Below are 22,575 nucleotides of genomic sequence, written 5' to 3'. Positions count from 1 at the left end.
TGACGCCGTCGAGGCTCCCGTTAGTCACGCCCCCCTAGGTTCCTATCGTTTGCCTGATGGAACAATAGGCATGGACAAAAAAAGAAGGCACTTCCGCTGGAAATGCCTTCTTTTTGTCATAGAACAAACCCTTAAGCTGAGGCCGTTTCCACATCAACCGTGGAAAACTCATCAAATACGTCCGCAAAACCTTCATAATCCGCGTCCCCGTTAGGAGAAAAGCTACGGATACCATTTTCTTCGACATACGCCCTCAATTCCGGATGGACATCAGGATCGGCGAACACGGCAATATCCGTGAAGGATAGCGCCCCTTTATATAAGTCGACGTAAGAACCACTTCCGTACGGAGATGCTTCAGCCGCACTCATATCGTCCTGCGACGCCATCTCGGCGTATTTCGCGCCCAGCGAATCGAAGTCCTCATTTGCATATAGCGAATACATCACTTTAGCATCCTTAAACGTAGGATCATCCTTATAAGCTGTCTTCAGATAAGCCGGCACCATCGCTGAGAACCAGCCATGGCAGTGCACCACGTCGGGCGACCAGCCCAACTTTTTGACAGTTTCTAGCGCACCCTTACAGAAGAATAACGACCGCTCGTTATTGTCGTCGAAAAACGTTCCCTTTTCATCACGAAAAACTTTCTTCCGCTGGAAATACTCTTCATTATCCAAAAAGTACACTTGCATGCGTGCGGCTGGTAATGAAGCCACTTTAATGATTAGCGGATTGTCGTTGTTATCCACCACGATGTTCATTCCCGACAACCTTATCACTTCATGAAGACGATTTCTGCGCTCATTGATGTTACCAAAACGTGGCATAAGAATACGGATTTCAAATCCTTTCTCCTGCATAGCTTGAGGTAACTGGCGTGTTATTTCAGAAATTTTACTTATTTCAAGGAAAGGCGACATCTCATGGGTTACAAACAATATTTTCGTTTTTGCCATCTCCAATTAATTTTTATTTATCGAACAGTAAAATCGGTATACAAAGGTACGAAGTTTTTGTCAATTTTACAATTTGTTAGTTTTCATAGCTTTATAATACCAAATTAATTATGCAATTTTGTCCGCTTATTTAACGTTGAACGGTGAAAATATTTAAAACCCAAAAGGAGCTCCAGTCCTTTCTACAGGGGCTTCGCGAGGCAGCTAAAAAAATAGCATTGGTACCCACAATGGGGGCGCTGCACGAAGGGCATCTTTCTTTAATACGGGAAGCTCAGCAGATCGCCGATGCAACAGTATGTAGTATTTTCGTAAATCCTACACAGTTTAACGACCCAAAAGATCTGGAAAGATATCCGCGTCCGATACAAAACGACCTGCAGCTTCTGGAAGCTGTGGCCTGCGATGTTGTTTTCCTGCCCGAAGTAGACGAGATGTACCCTGGTGATGATATGCCCTGGCACATTGACCTTGGGGAGCTGGACCAAATTTGGGAAGGAGCAAAGCGGCCAGGCCACTTTCAGGGGGTGACACAGATCGTTTACAAACTGTTTCAGCTCGTCAGACCTGATGTCGCTTGTTTTGGCCAGAAAGACTTTCAGCAGGTAATGGTTATTCAGCGGCTGGTCGACATCAAAGAGCTACCGGTGCGCATTCACATCTGCCCCACGGTTCGTAATCAGGACGGCCTGGCATTGAGTTCGCGCAACCTTAGGCTTTCGGATGCCGGAAGAATCAAAGCGCTGGCACTATATCGGTCGCTTGCGTTTATAAAAAACTATAAGACGGCCAAGACAGTAGATGCCTTAAAAGACGGAGCGTTACAGATTTTGGCACAGGAAGGTGACATCGAGGTGGAGTATTTAGCTATCTGTGAGCGTAGAACACTGCGGGAGGTGGACCTGCTACTTCCGCATAAACAGCACGTCGCGTTGCTCGTCGCGTGGGTAGAAGGCGTCCGGCTGATCGACAACATGCTGTTGGATTGAGTATCGCTTTGTAAAAAAACTGTCAATACCGACGTCTTGACCGAGAACCAGGCGCAAGCAAACCTAAGGGGTCGGGTACTACAGGACGGGCTGCGAGGCGAACCAAACATCAACGGGCCGACGGCGGCCAGCGCACCGCGTAGGAAACGAAGCTCTACAATTAAAAAAAAATAGGTAATTTTGTAATATGTTAATTGAAGTAATGAAGTCGAAGATTCACCGGGCGCGTGTGACACAGGCTGAGCTAAATTATGTCGGCAGTATCACGATCGATGAAGACTTGATGGATGCGGCTAACATCATAGCCAACGAAAAGGTGCAGATCGTAAATAACAATAATGGAGCCCGTCTGGAGACGTACGTCATCCCCGGCGAGCGGGGGACCGGAACCATCTGCTTAAACGGCGCTGCTGCCCGTCTGGTACAGGTCGGCGATATTGTCATTATTATATCTTATGCTAGTATGACACCTGAGGAAGCGAAAGCGCACAGACCCACACTGGTCTTTCCGGATGATAATAATAAATTAATACAATAATTTAAGGAGTATTCTCTATGTTTGTGGCACTGTTGCATTTACAGTGCTTTTTTGATTAAAAGAAAAAGAGAGTTTACGAAAAACTATGCATCAACTGACTGCCACATACCGCTCCATCATCGCTTACCTGCTAAGTGCCTGGATGGTTGTTATTATTGTAAGTGGTGTTGTCTTTATGCACAAGGAGGTTACCTCCACGGGCGAAATTATCACCCACGTTCACCCGTACGATTTCACAAAAAAGGGAAAACCAGATCATCACAAGTCTGACGCCGAAATTCAATACCTGAATGTTGTTTTCGCCGGCGCCTTTGTAGCAAGCGACACACTCATTTATGAGATCGCCCTGAGCCCGCTCTATCTGCGGATCTATTATGCCGAACTCATAGAGCGCATTCGCTACAACAGTATCGTACACTACGACCTGCGAGGCCCCCCTCGCCTAGCTTAATGGGCAACGTCACTTCTTGCCTGAGATAACACTATCGGACGGTGTTATCGCTTCCCTAACAACATAATGCTGTTTTTTATGCTGTAAAACGACTATCCTCCATAACAGTGAGGCAGGGTTGTATGGTTGCATTCCTCCTGATCCGGCCGGAAACAGTGTTAAAAACAGGGAGCGACCGACGTCTCCGGCCTGCGCCCGCTCGAAGGACGATGAACAGGAAACTCTGTTCCCTGCCGCCGCCAAAGGAAATATCAACACATTAAGCACTTAAAAAATTATTATATGTTAAAAAAGTACTACGGTTTTTTATTAACCTTAGCCGTCTTATATATGGCGCCAATAGCCGCATCTGCACAATCCACATGGAAAGGAAAGGTAACGGACGCCGCCGGCGAGCCGATCGCTCAGGCTTCCGTACTGGTTGAAGGCACCAATGCCGGCGCTTCGACCAATGAACAGGGCGTGTTTATCCTGACAGCCGTACCTGCTAACAGATCGACGCTGGTCGTCCGCGCAGTCGGCTATCAGACGCAAAAGACAACCTTAACTTCGGAACAACAGATACAGCCCATCCATATCCGCCTACTGGAAGATAACCTAAACCTCCATGAGGTAGTAGTCAGCGCCACCCGGTACGGGCTAGACCGGCGGGAAGCTCCGGTAGTTGTAAATGTACTCGGCCCCAAGCTGTTTAATGCGACCCAGTCTGTCGCGATGTCTGAAACGTTGGCTTACCAGCCGGGCGTACGCGTAGAAAACAACTGTCAGAACTGTGGTTTTTCTCAGGTAAGACTGAACGGGCTGGAAGGCGCCTACTCACAGATCCTGATTAATAGCCGACCTGTATTCAGCGCATTGAACAGCGTCTACGGACTGGACCAGATCCCAACAAGCATGATCGACCGCATAGAGGTGGTACGCAGCGGCGGATCTGCCCTTTTTGGTGCGAACGCCATTGCCGGAACGATCAATATCATCACTAAAGATCCGGTAGAAAATGACTGGCAGATTAAATTGACAAACTCGCTCATTGCCGGAACCTCTTGGGATAACACCATTGACTTTAACACTTCCTTCGTTGAAGACGACCTGATGAACGGCGTGACCTTTTATGGGATGCATCGTGACCGGCAGCCTTGGGATGCCAACGGGGATGGCTTTTCGGAGATTACCAGATTGCGAAACACCACCTTCGGCACAAAGGCCTTTTTTAAACCCTCGGAATACGAAAAGATCACCGCCGACCTCAGTATCCTGAACGAATTCAGAAGAGGCGGCGACCGTCTCGACCTGGCCCCGCACTTCACGGACATCACCGAACAGCTGCAGACCAACTCGCTCATCGGAGGCATTACCTATGATCGGTATTCAAAAGACTGGAAACAGAAGTTTTCGGTATATGCCTCTGCGCAGAAGAGTAAGCGTGACAGCTATTACGGCGGACTGGGTGGGGAGCGCACATACCAGGATAGTATCATTGCAGCCAACTCATATGGACAGACCGACGACCTGGCCATGGTTGCAGGGGGGCAGTATACGTATAATTTTGAGCGTGATGTGTTCACCGCCGGCGTGGAATACAATATGAACCGCACGGAAGACAATATCCCCGCCTACCGGCGAAGTATAGACCAGCGTACACACGCCATCGGCACATATGCACAATACGAATGGAAAGTCGTAGATCAGCTGAAAGCCCTTGTGGGGGCACGGTACGACTACACCTACGTAGACGGCACCTATCGCCTGCTCGGCCGAAGCCGTACATCTGACCAGAATTTCGGCACGCTAAGCCCGCGGCTTACCATCCTCTACGATATTACCAATGAACTGCAATTCCGTGGCGGCTACGCCCGCGGCTTCCGCGCCCCGCAGGCGTTCAACGAAGACATGCATGTCACGTCCATCGGCGGACAGCAGGTTTTCGTGCTTATGGGCGAGGGCCTAAAAACCGAATATTCGAACGCCTATACCGGGTCTTTCAACTATACGCGTAACTTCGGACGGACACAGGCCAGCTTGCTGGTGGAAGGATTTTATACCGACCTGCAGAACCCCTTCACGACGGTAATGACGTCGGAAGAAGCGGATATCATTTTGCAGGAAATGCGCAACGGCAGCCGGTCGCGCGTGTACGGAAGTAACATAGAGCTAAGCGTCGCTCCGTCGAACATGTTGAGCATACAGGCTGGAGGTACCATACAGCGTTCCAGATATAGCGAGGAACAGGTTATTTTCGAAGGCGAAGATCCAGCAGATGATATTGTCACGACCCGCTACATGCGCACGCCGAATACGTACGGTTATTTAAACACGAACATCAAGGCAACCAAGCAGCTCGCCGTCGACCTTACAGGCGTGTACACGGGAAGCATGTTGGTACCACACTATCAACCGGACGGGCGCATGCTTGTTAAAAATGCTAACGACTTTATGGAGCTTAATGTCCGTCTGGGCTATACATTTTCCATAAAAAAGAACTTTAATGCCGAACTATTTGGCGGCGTGCAAAATATGTTCAACGCGTTCCAAAAGGATTTTGACAGGGGCCCATTACGCGATTCCGATTATGTCTACGGGCCGACAAGACCGCGTACATTTACGTTTGGTATAAAAGTTGGACATTTTCATTAAGAAAGAGCCCTACTATCCAGGCTGTGCTGAACTGTCGCAAGCTCGTTGGAAAATACGTTAGTGAGTTTCCGGCCGGACTCCTGAACGACGTCCGGCCGAAATCTCCCGCCGTCTGAAGCTGCAACAGAAGCGCTGAGGCGCGCTCATCTATACAGTGGAGACTTAACACGAATAGATAGTTTAAACGGATGAAAAAAACACTTATTATACTCTGGTTTGCCGCTATCAGCAGTGCCGCTTTTGCGCAGGAGAAGCGTGCTGTGCACTGGCTCACTTTTGAGCAGCTGTCCGATTCGTTAACGGTACGTCCCAAGCCTGTATTACTCTTTTTTCACACCGACTGGTGCGCATACTGCAGAAAGATGCTAGCCGATGTATTCACGAATCCCGCAATTGCTGAAAAGCTGAATGACGATTATTATGCCGTTCAATTCGATGCTGAAAGCATAGATACCGTGTATTTTGATGGTCAGATCCTCAGAAACGAACACGGAAGGAAACAGACGGGCAAGTACCACGATATAGCCAAAATTCTGGCCGCCCGAAACGGAGATTTCGCATTCCCGACGACCTTACTTTTACAGCCCGACTTTAGGGTACAGCGACGGTACTTTGAATATATCGGTCCGCAGAAGCTTTTGAAAGCTCTGAGAGACGTAGAATGACAACAACACAGCTGATCGTGATTCATACCTTGCCGGAAGACACGTGAGATGGGGCCGCTTCCCTGGCACTATTGCAGTTTCCGAACGCTTCTCCCCCTCTAACATATCCATGCATCATATTCTCTGCTAACAAACATGGAATCTTAAAAGATTTTTCTGATATTGTAGCGTCTACGGATTGGTTTCCGTTTTCATCCGATATATCTGTATCAAACATTTTTATGAAGAAACTAGCTAGATTATTTGTTGTTATTGCTATTGGATCTGCCTGCTTTTTAGGTTGCTCAAAAAGCGAGGATTTTGACTATGAAAGAGCGCTGGAAGAGCAGCGTATTAAAGACTCCCTTGAGCTGGAGCGGAAAAAGAAAATCATTGCTGAACAGGCCGGGGCCTTGAAGGCTTTTGCCGACCAACATATGGAAGGAGCTACGCTGCACGACTCCACCGGAATTTGGTTACAGATTTTAGAGCCTGGAGACAACAACTCGTATACCTACCAAGTCTCTGCTAGGGGCGGAATCCTGGCACCAAGGATTTCGGTCAAATACAAGGGAACATTATTGGACGGAACAGTGTTCGATGAGTCAAAAGACGACAAGCCGGTTGAAATGTCCTTAGCCAGTGTTATCGAAGCTTGGCAGCTCGCTTTTCTGCCGAAGACATTCCGGTTTAACGGCGACAATCACACTACAGGAGGCTTAACTCCAAATGGGTTTAAGAAAGGAGCGAAGTTTAGGATCGTCACTCCTTCTCCATGGGCGTATGATACCGCTACAAGAGAAAAGATCCCTGCCAACTCGCCGCTGTACTTTGAAATAGAGGTCGTGGATATAAAATAAGGAAACCGAGTATGCTTTTGATTCGATAATCTGAAGACATCTTGAAAGTTTTTTACGTTCTTTGTTACGATAATGTAAATTCACTGTAGCGTTAGCTTTCGCATGTGCGTTCTAACCACTGAAAAGACTTATAAATTTTATGAAATCGATCCCAGGTTATCGGGAGAGCTCTCTTATCAACCATTAAAAAAATAAGAAAAAAGATGAAAACTCTATTTAAACCATTATTTGCGGTTATTGTTGCTGCAATCGCACTTACCTCCTGTATGAAAAGTGACGATACGGATTACGAAGCAGAAGCCTTAAAACAGGAAAGAGCCTTGGACTCCTTGTTCTCGGCCGAAAAGCTAAAGATTAACGACTACCTAGCTTCAGCGGAAGGAAACTGGGTAAAAGATACGGTCACGATGTCTTTACCGCGATTAGGAAAAAAAATTGAAAGAGGTATATGGTCTGAAATCCTTGCAGAACCGACGGAGGAAGACGATAAGGCGTATGAATATAAAGTGCAGAACGTCGGATATAATCAACACCAAATAGTTCCTCCGACTACGGTAAAGCTAAAGTATGCCGTATACTCCTTAACAAGTCAGACACCTTTAAAGCAGGATGCGACAGGCAGCGATTATAATTTCAGCAATACAAACACGCACTTAACGGTGGCGTGGTTCATCGGATTTTCTCCCTATACAGTAAAGCATAACGGGGAGAACGCCAATCTACTTCTTCTTGCGGGCCTCACCGAAAAAGGTTTAAAGAAAGGTAGCAAAATCCGCATCATAGCACCATCATATTGGTCTGTAAATCCTTATACAGGCCAAAAAAACGCGGATTATCTTCCAGCAAATGCTCCCGTGATTTATGAGTTTGAAGTAATGAACATCCAGTAATACTGAATAACAAGAAACATACATAAAACCCAAAACATACAAAGAGCGTGTTTAAAAAGATTAGACACGCTCTTTGTATTAAACAATTCATCGAACCCCACGTGATATAACAACAATACCAATCACAAAAACCGGTCTACATCTTGAAAGTTTTTTAGGCTCACATAAAAGGAATTAGTAATTTTACCGGTGCAACAAACCCCTATTTATAATGGAGAAACTGCTCGAACAGCCCTTCTTTTTTGAAAATTTCCGTTCTATTATTCCGCAAAAAGGGGCATCCCAACATTTCTCTTTCACTCCGGCCCGGATAGGCTTTTTTAAATTTATTTTCGTCTTTTTGTTTGGCTTGTCTGTTCTTCCTGCAAATGCACAATATTATTATGGAGATAAGAATATGTCTTTAGGATTGACATTTAACCCAAACATTGGCTGGCTGTCCTATGAAGACCGCGATACTTACCACCCCAGTGCTAAAATAGGCTATTCCTACGGGCTGCTGGCAGACCTGGGATTTGCACGTAATTATTTCTTTTCCACGGGCCTATTCATTAACACGTTGTATAGTGGCGCGTATGGGGCCTACCCGGGGGACGATATCCTCATGGAGAAAGTTTATCGTTTACAATATGCGGAAGTTCCGCTAACGATCAAGCTTAAGACGAACCAAGGCTATAGAGGGCGGTTTTATGGACAGTTTGGTCTGACTGCCGGCGTGAAAGTGTCCGGAAAAGAAAGGTATGAAGGCAACCCAAATTATACACCAATCGCTGGCGATGATGTTTTCCGGCTAGGACTGCAAATCGGCACGGGAGCAGAATGGCGACTGGCGGGCAACCTTTCTGCACAAACGGGCATCACGTATAACAACGGCTTCACCCGCACAATGTCAGCTGGTAGCCCTCGCCTGTCTTATCTCTCCTTCAACATCGGTTTACTTTTTTAATTCGTACTGAAACAAATGAAAATCGCACTAGCACAACTAAATTACCATATTGGCAATTTCGCCGAAAATAACCGAAAGATTATCGCCCACATCGAAAAAGCTAAAGCTGACAAGGCAGATTTGATCGTTTTTGCTGAGTTGGCGGTGGGCGGATACCCTGCCAAAGATCTTCTGCGAAACCGGCGATTTATCGAAAGATGTAACGACAGTCTGGCCGAGATTGCCCGATCATGCCATGGAATAACCTGTATCATCGGGGCGCCCGTTGAGAATACAGACCCCGAGGGCAAAGCCCTATACAACGCCGCAGTGGTGATCGAGGGGGGCGCCATCACCCGTATCGTAAAGAAAAGCCTTCTTCCGGATTACGACGTGTTCGATGAGTACCGATACTTCGAACCGAACCGTTACGTATCCTGCATAGAAATTCAGGGACAAAAAGTGGCATTGACAATATGTGAAGACCTGTGGGATGATGACGCCTCCAACTCTTATGTCGGCGATCTTATGGCAGAGCTTCGGAAAGAAGCCCCCGCTATTATCATCAACATCGCTGCTTCTCCTTTTTCATATGTACACTTTGAGAACCGCATCAACGTACTGAAGCGCAACGTTATTAAGGCAGGATGTCCGCTGGTATATGTTAACCACATAGGTGCGCATACCGATATCATTTTTGATGGGCGCTCGCTCGCTCTTGACCGCAATGGAGACCTCTTAGCGGAACTGGGGCGGTTCGAAGAAGACTACCGCATCGTGGATACTTCCGGCAAAGGCGCAGCAGCAAACGCCGAGCCCCCGTCGGAGATTGGATTAATCCATGAGGCACTTGTACTGGGCTTGCGGGACTACTTTAACAAATCGGGCTTTAAAAAAGCGGTCCTCGGCTTGTCAGGAGGTTTGGATTCCGCACTGGTGGCGGCGCTGGCGTGCGAAGCGCTGGGCGCGGAGAATGTGCTGGCTGTTCTTATGCCCTCCGTTTATTCCAGCGACCATTCGCTCAAAGATGCGCTGGACCTCGTAAACAATACCGGCTGTGCCCATCATATTATCCCCATAAAAGATGTCGCTTCCGCATTTGAAACTACGTTGTCCGACGCCTTCGCGGGTCGACAGCCTGACGTGACCGAGGAAAATATTCAGGCGCGCATCCGGGGAACAATCTTGATGGCTTTATCCAATAAGTTTGGGCGCATCTTGCTCAACACGTCGAACAAGAGCGAGGCTGCCGTCGGGTATGGCACCCTCTATGGCGACATGGCTGGTTCATTAAGCGTCATTGGCGACGTTTATAAAACCCAGGCTTATGCACTAGCAAACCACATAAACCGGGAACGGGAAATCATCCCCATAAATACGCTTGTAAAACCGCCGTCGGCGGAGCTCCGGCCGGGACAGAAAGATTCGGATTCGCTCCCTCCTTACGATCTGCTGGATAGCGTGCTGTTCCAGCTGATTGAGCTCGAAAAGTCAGCGAGTGAAGTCGTCAAGGCCGGATTCGATGAAGCGCTCGTGCAGCGCATCCACAAATTGCTTGTAGGGGCGGAATTTAAGCGTTACCAAGCTCCTCCGATCCTCCGTGTAAGCCAAAAGGCTTTTGGTTCGGGAAGAGCAATGCCTCTGGTCGCAAAATATCCATTTTAGAATTAAACCATGGGGGCTTTGCGGAGTCTAATATAATACAAATTGATACCTGCATAAATTATTTATAAAACAAAAGGATACGGTTTATGCAAGCTTATCGCCGACTAAGAAAAATTATAAAGATGAAAAAGTTAGGATATATCTTCGCGCTTGGGCTGATTGCGTTTCTAGCTTCCTGTGCTTCTGTCCAATATAACACCACAAAAGTACAGAGCCTAGATTTTGGTCAATACCGCACTTACGGCTGGTTGCCGCCGGTGGACTCCTTGTCCAAAAATTACTTCAACAATGATATTGCAAAAAGCAATATATTGAACGCCGCTAATAAGGAACTTGAGTCTTTGGGCCTTCAGTATACCAAAGATAACCCGGATGTCCTGTTTCGGTACGTAAGCATCGTCAACAACAAGAGCCGTTTGGTTTACGCTTCGCCGATGTACGGTTGGGGCGGCTGGGGTCCCTGGGGATGGTACCGACCATGGGGAATGTGGGGAATGGGCATGTGGGGTTTCGGCGCTACTAGCTACCCTGTCGGCAGCGAGAAGTTCCGTTACGCACACCTGATTATAGAGGCCGTGGATCGGCGTACCAATACCGTCGTATGGCAGGCCCGGGGATCATCGGAAATCAAAGCACCGGAAAAATCGATCAACAAACTTCCGGAGGTGGTTGCTGGGATTTTCAAACAATATCCGTTGCGCAAAGTAAAGTGAGAAATTAGATTTTAGAAGTGAGATTTGAGTAGTGAGAAGTTAGAAATGAGAAGTTAGAATAGTTAGCAGATTAGATCGCTTTGTCGTACCTCCTCGCGACTTCACAAATCAACGACTCTGCGGCCTATAGCCATTTGCTATCTGCCATCGGCTATTAGCCACACTTCACGACTTCACAAATCAACGACTTTACGGCCTATAGCCATCTGCCATTAGCTATCTGCCATCAGCCACTCACTTCACGACTTCACAAATCAACGAGTTTACGGCTTATAGCCATCTGCCATCTGCCATTAGCTATTAGCCACTCACTTCACGCTTAAAGATTAGGTTTCCATTCCAACACCCGTACCATCGTCGGCGCCGCATCCAGGAGTCCCTCTCCATCCTGTTGTCCGGTTGGCTGGATGAAAAGCGACAGCATACGCCGTGTCCGCCACTGTTCGCTATCGAACGTCGGCTCCCAGGATCCCAGTGTCTGCGGGTAGATGTCCAGTAGCACCGGCTTAGTGCGCATACGTTTCAGGTGGGCGACCGTGACGACGCGTTGTCGCTCTTCATCCCTAAAGACAAGAAGAGCCGCCGCGCGTCTTCCTTTTCCTTTAACCAGCAGCTGGGGCCGCGATATAGGTATCTCCTTCGTACCGCCACCACTTAAAGAAAATGGCGATTTCCGAAAATCCAGAGAGCGCTGTTGCCACGTCTTCCCCGTATGGTAAATGATTTTATACTGTGGCACAGCGACACCGGGATCGCGCCAGTAAGTAGCGATATAGGGATTTCCGGCCTCGTCCGCTGCCATCGCCGTCTGATTAATCAATTCGCTTTTTTCGGGCACATACGCCGCATACTCGGCTGTCGCAGCTGTAATTGGTAACGCATATATTTCACCATTACTTCGCTGCCAGGTCGTACCCCCGTCTTTGGAGCAGGCGTAGGCCATGTCGTGGTTGCTGGCAACGTCCGGAGTCTCCCGCCATACCCAGGACACATGTATGGTACCGTGCTGGTCTACGCAGGCCTGCCAGTATGCATTCCGCTGCCTTTCTCCGTCGATCAGATTGGAATGCAGGCGCCGCCAGCGTCCTGCTTCTACGTCGTAGCGGTTGATCACCAGATTTCCCGCTCCTGACCCACCATCACGGTAGAAAAACAGTATATCCCCGTCCGGCATGCGGAAAAACTCGGGATAGGTTACGCTTCCCTCCTCTGTGCCGACCATCATCTCCTCCTCCCCGAGGACCAAGCTTCCCGGCGCCAGCCCTTTGGCGTACCGTAGCCTGCTATTGTGATGATCCCAGGCTACATGCAGAAAACCTGCGCCGTCGAGCATGATGCTGATAACATTATGTGCGTCTTTTGCATTTCCTTTGTAGTGTGTTCTGGCGATCTGCCAATCGTCCCGATCCAGTTTTCGTCTAGCCAATACGACGTAGCCGTCAGGATCATAATAGGCTGCAAACTGAAGCGAATCGTTGCTTACCAACGCATTCTTACGGAATACGGCGGTGTTCACCGTGTTCTTCGCCCAGCCCAGTCCAATGTCCCGTACAACGGGAGCCACCGGACGCTGTGCCAAAAGGGGTAAAAAAAAGAAAAAACTACATACAATCTGCAGCATACGATTCGGTGCTTTCCTGATCATTTCCATAGGGATTCGATTTAGTGCAAGGACATGCTATAGTCTTTTTTAGCATCCTGGCCGCTCCAGACACGCTGTGCCGTCCAGGGCTGCGCCGCGTCGCTCCAGAAGGCATCGCCCGGAGGAAGTCCGAGCGGCAAGAATATTACGGATGTTAGATAAGGGCTTCCCTGATTGTTATAAAAGTCGCCTAATCCAGGCTGGTCGCCATGCAAGCCTATTGTCAGCCACCCCTCGCGATAGGTACCAGGCGCACGGAGTACCTTTTGCAACACGGCCGTTAGCGCCGCTCTCACCTGTCCTGGAGGAAGCTGTTCCGGCAGGCGCTTTTTCCATGCCATGTCGGCCAGATGATGGAAGGCCGCCGCACGATAAATAACGGAACGTCCGGAAGGCGGAAAAGAGCCGTCCGTATGGATCAGACGTTCCAGAATAATGGCGTATCGCTCGTTCCTTTTTCTGATCTTTGCAAACATGTCATCGTATATCTTGGTCTTCTCGCCTATGACGTCCATAATCGCCGCCAAAAAAGGGTGAATAACAAAGCTGTTGTAATAATCGTAAGCGAAATGTGGTCCATCTTTATACATGCCGTCGCCGACGTACCAGAGCTCGAGCTGACGCAAGGCATAATCTACACGCATCACGTCCCAATCGTCGCTGAATTTGGCCAAGAAAGCTTCATTCATCGCGGAAAACAACAACCAGTTGGAATAAACCGGACGGAAGCGTCGCGTTGTTTTAATGGCTTCTATGAGCCGTCGCCGCGTCCCTGCGTCTAGCTGCTCCCACAACCAAGGACAGCGCACCACACCCAATGCAATAAATGATGCATCGACGAGCTGCTGTCCTCCGATATCGAAACGCATAAAGTCGCGGGCGTTGGTATCCAGAGCGTTTTTCAGTCCGTGGACCGTCCATTCGCGCAAGCGCCGGCGAAGCGCCCGCTCTTCTGCGTCTCCTTCTTCGAGCGCCAGCCACGGAGCGATGCCACAAAGTACGCGGCCCAACACCTCTACATATTGCACGGCTATCCGGTGTTCACGGTTGTCCACCTGTTCGGAGGTAACCTGCGGCATCGTGATACGCAAGCTATCATGCGCCAGACTCCGTAGCACCGGCGTGGCCATCCGTTCCATCTCAACCAGCCAGAGACGCCTCTCCGAAACATCTTTCCGGAAGGAGGCCGGCTGTGATAGCACTGGGTGTCCAGCTGCAAGCGCTATCAATAACACAAAATATTTTATCATCCTTTTCATCTGTTTAAGCTAAGCTAGTGTGCGATCTATTGGATATTATATCATAAAAAAGCTGTCCAAAAAGGTAGCAACCTCAAAAAGTGCTTCAATGCCAACGTAAAGTGACGTAACGACCTGCACTTTGACACCATTAGATTGGTTGCTTCGTAGCCGCCTTTGGCAGTCACCTCCGTTCAGGCTCTCAATGACGACGACGTCAGGCTTTTTGAACAGCCCCATATTATAGCAATAGACGCGTTCTATGGTTCGACCCCGATAGGTCGTATAAACATTTGACCTCTACGAGGTTGTTTTTTTACCCCTCTGCGGCTACTTAAGATACCTATACATCTCGACACCCGCCAACAAAAAGGCGCCAACGCCAAAATTTGCGGTCGATTTCGTGTCGACCACCTGGCCCGGAATAGCCTTCTCGCCTATCGGCTGCACAAATCCTACCCTTCCATCAGCCTGAAGCGCCGTTCGACTCAGGTATTGCCAACCTTTATTAGCAGCATCCTCGTACGGTTGTCCTTGAAAAAAACCGTGGTTTATACCCCATAATAAGCCGTAGGTAAAAAAGGCTGTACCGCTGGTTTCCGGCCCGGGCGCATGGTCCGGATCCAACAAACTACGTGTCCAATAGCCTTCGTTCTGTTGGCAGGCAACAATAGCGTCGGCCATCTCTTTATACCTGTCTACGTAATACGTATAATGCGGTGCATCTTTCGGCAGATCCTGCAGCACTTTGGCCAGTCCGGCGAACACCCAGCCATCACCCCGCGACCAAAAGTCCTTCTTCCCGTTGACACTTTTGTGTTTGGGAAAAACATATTTCGCATCCCGATAGTACAGTGCCTCCTCCTTGTCGTACATGATGCTGTCCGCATATTGTAGATAAATGTACAACTTTTCCAGGTACTGCCGCTCTTTCGTCACCGTATACAGTTTGGTCATGACAGGCATGACCATATACAGGCCGTCTGCCCACCACCAATAGTCGGTATTCGGTGTAGACATCTGATACTCCATAACTTCTTTTGCCCGCGCAATCTTATGGGGCTTGGGATTCAGTTTATAGAGATCTATGTATGTCTGAAAGCAAATCTGCCAGTCGCCAAACAGTACATGTTCGTCGGTTTCCCCGTAGTTGTACTTCCATTTTCGCTTATCGTCCGACTTGGCTCCTTTCCACTCATTATGCTTTGCCCAGGCCTCTGAATAAGCTAAATAATCTTTCTCTCCCGTCAGCTTATACAGTTCCATATTACCCGTATGGTAGGCAGCCTGGTCCCAAAAAGCCCACACTTGAGGTTTATGATGCGTTTGCCAGTAGCGATTGGCTAGATGCAACTTTTTCAAAACATCCTCTTTTGTCGTATGCTGACCGAAGATAGGTCCGCATAGCAGAAAGAAAAAAACAAACAGATTTATTCGCATGCTATGGTTGGTTTATATAAATATCCAAATTAAATTATTGTGTTGATCATCGAATGCGGCTGCATGTGCAGCGTTGGTTTATGATGCCTATAGTCAGCAACAACAAAAGTAACCCATCTATATGTTCCCCATGTTTAATTTTAGGTTATTTACCTCCTAAAATTGTGTCAGCGCTTGGCCGGCAGACAACATATGTCTCCTAAAAAGACCTCTTGCCATATTAAGTGTCACAAATACATATATTTATCTTGTAAATAAAAATGAATTTTCCTATGTTTGATTGGCTGACCGCCGTCGCTCCGTGAAGCAGCTAACCATAACAGACTTGTTCAGGAAAAAACTATATATGTCTTTAAAAAATATTTTGATTTACATCGTTTTTGTTGCGTTGTGCAACAATGTTCTCGGCCAGACGATGAAAGGAATAAGCTATTTCGATTTGAAGGATGTCAGGTTATTGCCAAGTATTTTCAAACATGCAGAGCAGGCCGACTTACATTATCTGTTGGAGATGGATCCCGATCGTCTCCTTTCGCCCTTCTTACGCGAAGCGGGTCTTACCCCTATCAAGGAGTCTTACGGTAACTGGGAAAATACCGGGCTGGATGGGCATATTGGCGGGCACTATATCTCGGCATTGTCGCTTATGTACGCTGCCACTGGCGATGCCCGTATCAAACAGCGCCTCGACTACATGCTAACTGCACTGCAGCGCTGCCAGGAAGCCAATGGAGACGGCTATATCGGCGGCGTGCCTGGGGGGCGGGCGATGTGGGACGAGATCCGGGCCGGCAATATCAAAGCGGGGACCTTCAGCCTCAACGGCAAATGGGTTCCTCTTTATAACATACACAAGACCTACGCCGGCCTCCGCGACGCTTACGTGCTGACGGGCGACGAGCGCGCTAAAGCCATGCTGATCAGGATGGCGGAGTGGGCCGACACGTTGGTAAAGCAATTATCAGATGCACAACTTCAGGACATGCTGCGAAGTGAACATGGCGGACTTAATGAAGTTTTCGCCGACGTTGCCGCCATCACGCAAAACCCGGCTTATCTGCAACTCGCCCGTCGCTTCAGCCACCAGGCCATCCTTGAGTCTTTGATACAGCAAACCGATAAACTAACAGGTCTGCACGCTAATACCCAGATCCCCAAGATCCTGGGATTTAAGCGAATAGCCGATCTGGCCGAGGACACAGTCTGGGCAGAGGCCTCGCGGTTTTTCTGGAATAATGTCGTGCGGCAACGTTCCATCTCGATCGGAGGAAACAGCGTCAGCGAACATTTTAACCCCGTGGACGACTTTTCAAAGATGATACATAGTATTGAAGGGCCCGAGACCTGTAATACCTATAACATGTTGCGTCTGACCAAAATGCTTTACCAGACCGATCCGCAGACAGACTACATGGATTATTATGAACGGGGTCTATTTAACCATATTTTGTCGACGCAACATCCTGAACACGGGGGCCTGGTTTATTTCACGCAGATACGTCCAGGCCACTATCGCGTCTATTCGCGCCCGCATACGAGTATGTGGTGTTGCGTAGGCTCCGGGATGGAAAACCACGCTAAATACGGCGAAATGATTTATGCCTACCGTCGGGACGAGCTTTTTGTTAACTTGTTCATTCCTTCGCGCGTAAACTGGTCGGAGCAGCAGGTGGAGGTTATTCAGGACAACAACTTTCCCTCGGAGGCGAGCACGAAACTAACGATAGAGCCTAAAAAGCCTACGTCGTTTACCCTGCACATACGCAAGCCCAGCTGGCTGGCCGGGACGCCTGTTGTCCGCATAAATGGCCGTATTGCGGAGCTGACGAACGATGGAGCCAATTACCTTTCCATCTACCGAAGATGGAAAAGGGGCGACGTAGTTGAGGTCGGGCTCCCTATGGATATCCGGACCGAACAGCTACCCGACGGTAGCAACTACTATAGCATTCTTTACGGTCCTATAGTACTGGGCGCACGTATCGATACCGCAGACCTATCAGGCTTGCGGGCGGACGATAGCCGTATGGGACATGTTGCTAAAGGCAGGCAGATTCCGCTGAAGGACCTCCCTATTCTTGTTAGCGACCCGAACGACATCCCGAAGCGCATTCGGGCCGTTCCCTCCAAACCGCTCCATTTTACATTGACAGGTCTCCAACAGAAGGGAGCAGCGATACAGCTGGAGCTCGAGCCGTTCTATCAGATACACGATGCCCGTTACATCCTATATTGGCCGCAGGCAACGGAAAAACAGGTGCAGGAGATGCAAAATAAAATGGCAGAAGAGGAAAAAGAGCGTCTTGCGCTCGCTGCCGTCACCATCGACAAGGTAGTATGCGGAGAGCAGCAGCCGGAGTCGGACCATTTCATTCAAGAGGAAAACAGCAATGCTGGTACGTTTGAAGATACCCGTTGGCGCGAGGCATCGGGCTGGTTCCGCTATACAATGAGAAAGCTACCCCATGCCGACCAGTGGCTGTATGTCAGATATCTTGCGGAGGACAGTTCACGGCAAACAGAGGTTCGCGTAAACGGCATCGCAATCGGGGTACTTCCTTCGACCGGCGAAAAGCAGCCCCCCAAAACCATCCGGCTGAGATTACCGCATCAGGTGCGGGAAGCCGACCGTATCGAGGTGCAGATAAATGGGGTACCGCCCGCCACCAGTCATAAAATTCTGGAAATACGTACAATCAGCGGATAGGCTGCAGCATTTCGTCGCTGCCTTCTCTATCCCCGGGTGCAAAAATTTACTCGTCCGGATATTTGCCATACACGAGCAAATTAAGTATGTTTATATGACTAATTTTATTGGATCTGATTTTGAAAAGTGCGCTACCCAATAACCCCGTTCCCATTGAAAACAGCTGTCGCATCATCAGGCAAAAAAAGAAAAAGGCCACAGACGTCCCACAGCTATGGAAGGTATGTACGATATTACTCCTTGGTTTTCTGTATGCCTATCCAGGTTGGACGCAGTCATTACATATCGCCCGTCTACGGATCAGTCAGGAACTTCCTTCGCTCACGATCAACAAAACATTTCAAGACAGCGAGGGCTTCATTTGGTTTGGCACGACCGAAGGAATATGCCGTTATGACGGTTATGGAATAAGTACGTTCAAGCTAAGCCAGGCTATCAACAACGCTTCCTTAACGCAAAATATCGTCACAATCAATGAGCTGGATGGGAGGATCCTTATCGGTGCCGATGCTGGGCTTTTCGTTATCCACAAAAACACCTACAAAGCGGTCCCCTTTCCGGATGAGCGGCTCAGTAACAGCAGAATTACGGATTTGTTGGTGGATCGCCAAAACCGCCTTTGGGTGGGAACATCAGGTGCCATATACGTTTATAACGCGGATTTTAGCCTTCATAGACAGTACCAGCACCATCCAGAGAAAAAAAGCGGGATACCGCGTGCGGGAGTAAACTCCTTTTTTGAAGACAAAGACGGCATGATATGGGTCAGCTTCTGGGAGGCGGGACTCTTCAAACTGGACACAAAGAAAGATACCTGGACAAGCTTTCCCAAAATGGGCAACAGGAACAATCCTTACAAAGTTTTACAAGATCAACGTGGACAATACTGGGTGTGTACATGGGGAGATGGGCTCTTTCTGCTGAATCCGGATGCCGAACAGCCCTATACGGATGTTTCTGTACGAAATAAACGCCGCAAAGCCGGCAACGAATATCTCTACTACGACATTATCGAAGATCACAAATTACATTATATATGGGTCCTATCCTTCTCGGGCATCTCTGCCTTTCAATACACGGCTTCCAACGAGTTGGAGGAGGTTGACCTTTCGGGAACCTTTGACCATACGGCGAATATCTTTTCCAATATCTTCCAGGACCGTCACGGCATGCTTTGGCTGTGCATCCCGGGTGAGGGTGTGGTAAACATCCGTACCGATCATTCGGATATCGCCAATTATACGCTAAGGGCTATAAAAGACCGCTACAGTATTGCGCCCAACCTGACAGCTCTATATCGCGATAGTGATGGCGAGATGTGGTTCAACCAGGAACGGATCGGGTTAGGCGTCTTTAACGCGACGACCGGGGAAATACGGACGTACAGCAACAGCGATTTTAAAGATATCATTTCGCTGCGCGCCGTGAATGGGATTATCGAATTAAACCATGAACTATGGATTGGTGCAGCCCACGAACCTACGGTTAACGTCTTCAGAAAGAACGATAAAAAGCTGGTGTTACTGCGGTCGTTGGATCTGCGGCTTTCGTCGCCCGACGCAGGCTTTCCACTTAGTTTCCTGGTCGATAAGGGCACCACCCTCTGGCTGGCCACGACGCGTGGGCTTATGCGAAAACGAGGCGACGATGATCTATTTTACCCTGTCGCTGCTGTTACGGATCATGTCGTCGATCTAACCCTGGACGAACACGGCCATCTTTGGGCCGCTACAAAAAACAGCGGAATTTATTGTATAGATCCCCGCACAGATCAAACCGTACTCCGTCTCGATAAAAACACAGGAAGCCTCCGTACGAATCAGATAGAAACGGCGACGGCGGATTCTATCGGTCAGATCTGGATTGGGACGAAGGATAAAAGACTTCTTGCCTATGACATAGGCCGGCGTACGTTTAAAGAATATGCCAATGCCTTATTATTTTCCAACGAAAGGCTGATTGACATCGCCGTCTTGAGGCACAACATCTGGTTGTCGACGACAAGGCATATTTATAAGCTCGATCCTACAAGCGGCTCTATTATAGAGTTTAGCCAAGCTGATGGATTTCAGGTAAACATGTTTAACAAGAAATCACATGTTGTGGACTCCTCACGTGAACGTATTTATTTTGCAGGCCATAACGGGCTTGTGGTCTTCCATGACAGTCCTATTCAGCAAGTACCTGCGTCCAGAGCTTTTATTGCTGACATCAAGATCAATAATCGCTCTGTCATCCAGCATGACGGCAACAGTAAATTCGATTTCCGGGACCTCCGTCTGACGTTAAACCCCGACGAACAAAATATAGAAATCAGCTTCACATCGCTCGCCTATGCGGATCCGGACAAAATAAGATATGCCTATAAGCTCGAAGGAGTGGACAAAAACTGGGTATATGCCCCCCGGGGCCGTGTCTTCGCAACGTACAACAACCTCGGAAAAGGAAAATACAGATTCCTACTGAAAGCAACTGACCTGAATAACAACTGGAGTTCGTCTGTCACAGAAGTATACATCGAAAAAAAACCGGCTTTTTATGAAAGTAACGTGGCCTACGTTATTTATTTCCTTACCGCCGTCGGGCTTATCTACTTTATGATAAGTTTCGCGTTGAACCGGCTGAAGCTCCGAAGCGACTTACGGATCGCACAGATAGAAAAGGAAAAAGCAAATGAGCTTATACAGACCAAACTGAGCTATTTCACCAGTATTTCGCACGACTTATTGACGCCTCTGACCATCATATCCTGTCTGATTGACGACATACAGATCACGACCAGGAAAAATCTCTCGCAATTCGAAAAAATGCGGTTCAATTTAGACCGGCTAAAAAGGCTGTTACAACAGATACTGGATTTCCGCAGGGTGGAAAACAAGCAGATGATACTTCGCGTAAGCCATGGCTCGATCAACAGGTTTATCGAGGAACTCTGCGCGATCTATTTCAGTCCGCTGGCGAAAAGGAAAGAGATAGACTTCGTTGTCGAAGCTCCGGAGGCCCCTATAGAGGGATATTTCGACATGGACAAGCTGGACAAGATATTATTTAACCTGCTATCGAACGCCTTTAAATATACCCCCAGCCGGGGCCGTATAGAACTGTCCTACCGGCGGGTGACGGAAGCCGGCAAAGCCTACATGCTTATTGAAGTAAAAGATTCTGGATTAGGCATTGCTCCGGAAGAGATTGACCGGATATTTATTCCGTTTTATAACAACACCAATGCCAAACAGCAGGAAAGCAATGGGATCGGCCTTGCATTGACGAAAGAGCTGGTTGAAATTCACCGGGGACAGCTACGTGTAAAGAGTGTACTACAGCAGGGATCCTGCTTTTCCGTCCGCATTCCGCTAGATAAGGAGTCCTATCTCGATGAAGAGCGGAAAGGTGCGGATCAACCGTTCCATCGCGGTCTCTCCTTTTCTTCATCGATTGACGATTATTCTTCCACCCCTACTCCCGATCTGCCGGAGGGCGTTCCCCAACTGCACCTGCTGCTCGTGGAAGATAACGAAGACCTGCGCCAGACCATGAGCAGCGTCCTGTCGAGGAACTACCGTATACATGAGGCTACACACGGGGATGAAGCCCTCGCGTTATTGCAGCAGCACGACATCGACATCATTATCAGCGATATTATGATGCCTGTCATGGATGGGCTGACGTTTTGCAAGCATGTCAAAAGCAATCAAGACATTAACCACATTCCGATCATTCTGCTGACAGCAAAAAATAGCATCGAGGACCGTATTGAATGTTATCAGGCGGGAGCTGACGGATACATTAGTAAGCCTTTTGAGCTGAAAGTACTTGAAGCGAAAATACACAGCTTTGTCATAAACAAGCGTACCAAGCAACTAGACTTTAAGACGAATCCGCAGATCAATATTTCTTCTCTCGATCACACGCCATTAGATGAGCAGTTTCTGAAAAAGATGATTCACATTATCGAAGAGCACCTCTCGGACTCGCAATTCGACGTACAGGTCCTGGGCGACAAGCTTGCCCTGTCGAAATCGACGCTCTACCGCAAAACCAAAGTTTTGCTGAACCAGTCGCCAAGCGAGTTTATCAAAAATATCCGGCTGAAACATGCGTGTCAGATCATGGAAAACGACCAGTCGATATCGGTTAGCGAGGTAGCATTCGCTACCGGCTTTTCCGACCCCCGCTATTTCTCAACCTGCTTTAAGGCAGAGTTTGGCATGACACCTTCGGAGTTTCAGAAGAGGCCTTCAGGCAGCAAAGCAAACCCGCTGAAGCACGAACACTCCTGA

General features: G+C 48.4%; 17 protein-coding genes. 12 read left to right on the top strand and 5 right to left on the bottom strand.

Going from position 1 to position 22,575, the window contains the following annotated elements:
• Window positions 1-131: 131 nt before the first annotated feature.
• A complete protein-coding gene (locus tag BC792_RS00555; RefSeq protein WP_148907032.1) occupies window positions 132-959 on the bottom strand; it encodes a glycogen/starch synthase in 828 nt (275 codons plus the stop codon).
• 143 nt (window positions 960-1,102) lie between these two features.
• Between BC792_RS00555 and panC the strand changes: the two genes are divergently transcribed.
• The 10 genes from panC (at window position 1,103) to BC792_RS00505 (ending at window position 11,268) form a co-directional block, all read left to right on the top strand.
• A complete protein-coding gene (panC, locus tag BC792_RS00550; RefSeq protein WP_148907031.1) occupies window positions 1,103-1,948 on the top strand; it encodes a pantoate--beta-alanine ligase in 846 nt (281 codons plus the stop codon).
• Between the two features lie 187 nt (window positions 1,949-2,135).
• Window positions 2,136-2,486, top strand: a complete 351-nt coding sequence (gene panD, locus BC792_RS00545) for an aspartate 1-decarboxylase (RefSeq protein WP_148907030.1) — start codon at window positions 2,136-2,138, stop codon at window positions 2,484-2,486.
• A gap of 85 nt (window positions 2,487-2,571) precedes the next feature.
• Window positions 2,572-2,937 carry a hypothetical protein gene (locus BC792_RS00540; protein ID WP_246154729.1) on the top strand — a complete coding sequence of 122 codons (366 nt, stop codon included), beginning with the start codon at window positions 2,572-2,574 and terminating at the stop codon, window positions 2,935-2,937.
• 282 nt (window positions 2,938-3,219) lie between these two features.
• On the top strand, window positions 3,220-5,571 hold the full coding sequence (locus BC792_RS00535; protein ID WP_246154727.1) for a TonB-dependent receptor: 2,352 nt from the start codon (window positions 3,220-3,222) through the stop codon (window positions 5,569-5,571).
• 188 nt (window positions 5,572-5,759) lie between these two features.
• On the top strand, window positions 5,760-6,236 hold the full coding sequence (locus BC792_RS00530; protein WP_148907029.1) for a thioredoxin family protein: 477 nt from the start codon (window positions 5,760-5,762) through the stop codon (window positions 6,234-6,236).
• A 221-nt stretch (window positions 6,237-6,457) separates the two neighbouring features.
• Complete coding sequence (locus BC792_RS00525; protein ID WP_148907028.1) at window positions 6,458-7,075, top strand: FKBP-type peptidyl-prolyl cis-trans isomerase; 618 nt, start codon at window positions 6,458-6,460, stop codon at window positions 7,073-7,075.
• 203 nt (window positions 7,076-7,278) lie between these two features.
• Window positions 7,279-7,965: an FKBP-type peptidyl-prolyl cis-trans isomerase gene (locus BC792_RS00520; RefSeq protein WP_148907027.1), complete on the top strand. Its 687-nt coding sequence runs from the start codon at window positions 7,279-7,281 to the stop codon at window positions 7,963-7,965.
• Window positions 7,966-8,176: 211 nt separating this feature from the next.
• Complete coding sequence (locus BC792_RS00515) at window positions 8,177-8,911, top strand: porin family protein (protein ID WP_148907026.1); 735 nt, start codon at window positions 8,177-8,179, stop codon at window positions 8,909-8,911.
• A gap of 15 nt (window positions 8,912-8,926) precedes the next feature.
• Window positions 8,927-10,555: an NAD+ synthase gene (locus BC792_RS00510; protein ID WP_148907025.1), complete on the top strand. Its 1,629-nt coding sequence runs from the start codon at window positions 8,927-8,929 to the stop codon at window positions 10,553-10,555.
• Window positions 10,556-10,677: 122 nt separating this feature from the next.
• Window positions 10,678-11,268 (top strand): DUF4136 domain-containing protein, encoded by a 591-nt coding sequence (locus tag BC792_RS00505; protein ID WP_148907024.1) that lies wholly within the window; start codon window positions 10,678-10,680, stop codon window positions 11,266-11,268.
• 319 nt (window positions 11,269-11,587) lie between these two features.
• Here BC792_RS00505 and BC792_RS00500 read toward each other — a convergent pair whose 3' ends face one another.
• The 4 genes from BC792_RS00500 to BC792_RS00485 form a co-directional block, all read right to left on the bottom strand.
• On the bottom strand, window positions 11,588-12,919 hold the full coding sequence (locus BC792_RS00500; protein ID WP_211357434.1) for a BNR repeat-containing protein: 1,332 nt from the start codon (window positions 12,917-12,919) through the stop codon (window positions 11,588-11,590).
• A gap of 11 nt (window positions 12,920-12,930) precedes the next feature.
• A complete protein-coding gene (locus tag BC792_RS00495; RefSeq protein WP_211357433.1) occupies window positions 12,931-14,169 on the bottom strand; it encodes a DUF2264 domain-containing protein in 1,239 nt (412 codons plus the stop codon).
• Between the two features lie 36 nt (window positions 14,170-14,205).
• On the bottom strand, window positions 14,206-14,388 hold the full coding sequence (locus tag BC792_RS00490) for a hypothetical protein (RefSeq protein WP_148907023.1): 183 nt from the start codon (window positions 14,386-14,388) through the stop codon (window positions 14,206-14,208).
• 90 nt (window positions 14,389-14,478) lie between these two features.
• Complete coding sequence (locus BC792_RS00485; protein ID WP_148907022.1) at window positions 14,479-15,588, bottom strand: glycoside hydrolase family 88/105 protein; 1,110 nt, start codon at window positions 15,586-15,588, stop codon at window positions 14,479-14,481.
• 346 nt (window positions 15,589-15,934) lie between these two features.
• Between BC792_RS00485 and BC792_RS00480 the strand changes: the two genes are divergently transcribed.
• Window positions 15,935-18,295 (top strand): glycoside hydrolase family 127 protein, encoded by a 2,361-nt coding sequence (locus BC792_RS00480; protein ID WP_211357432.1) that lies wholly within the window; start codon window positions 15,935-15,937, stop codon window positions 18,293-18,295.
• A 119-nt stretch (window positions 18,296-18,414) separates the two neighbouring features.
• Window positions 18,415-22,575, top strand: coding sequence for a hybrid sensor histidine kinase/response regulator transcription factor (locus tag BC792_RS00475; RefSeq protein ID WP_148907021.1), 4,161 nt, complete (start codon window positions 18,415-18,417; stop codon window positions 22,573-22,575).

It is taken from the genome of Sphingobacterium allocomposti (assembly GCF_008124885.1).
Lineage (GTDB): Bacteria > Bacteroidota > Bacteroidia > Sphingobacteriales > Sphingobacteriaceae > Sphingobacterium > Sphingobacterium allocomposti.
The sequence above is the reverse complement of the archived record's forward strand: the minus strand, read 5'-3'. Positions and strand labels throughout refer to the sequence as shown.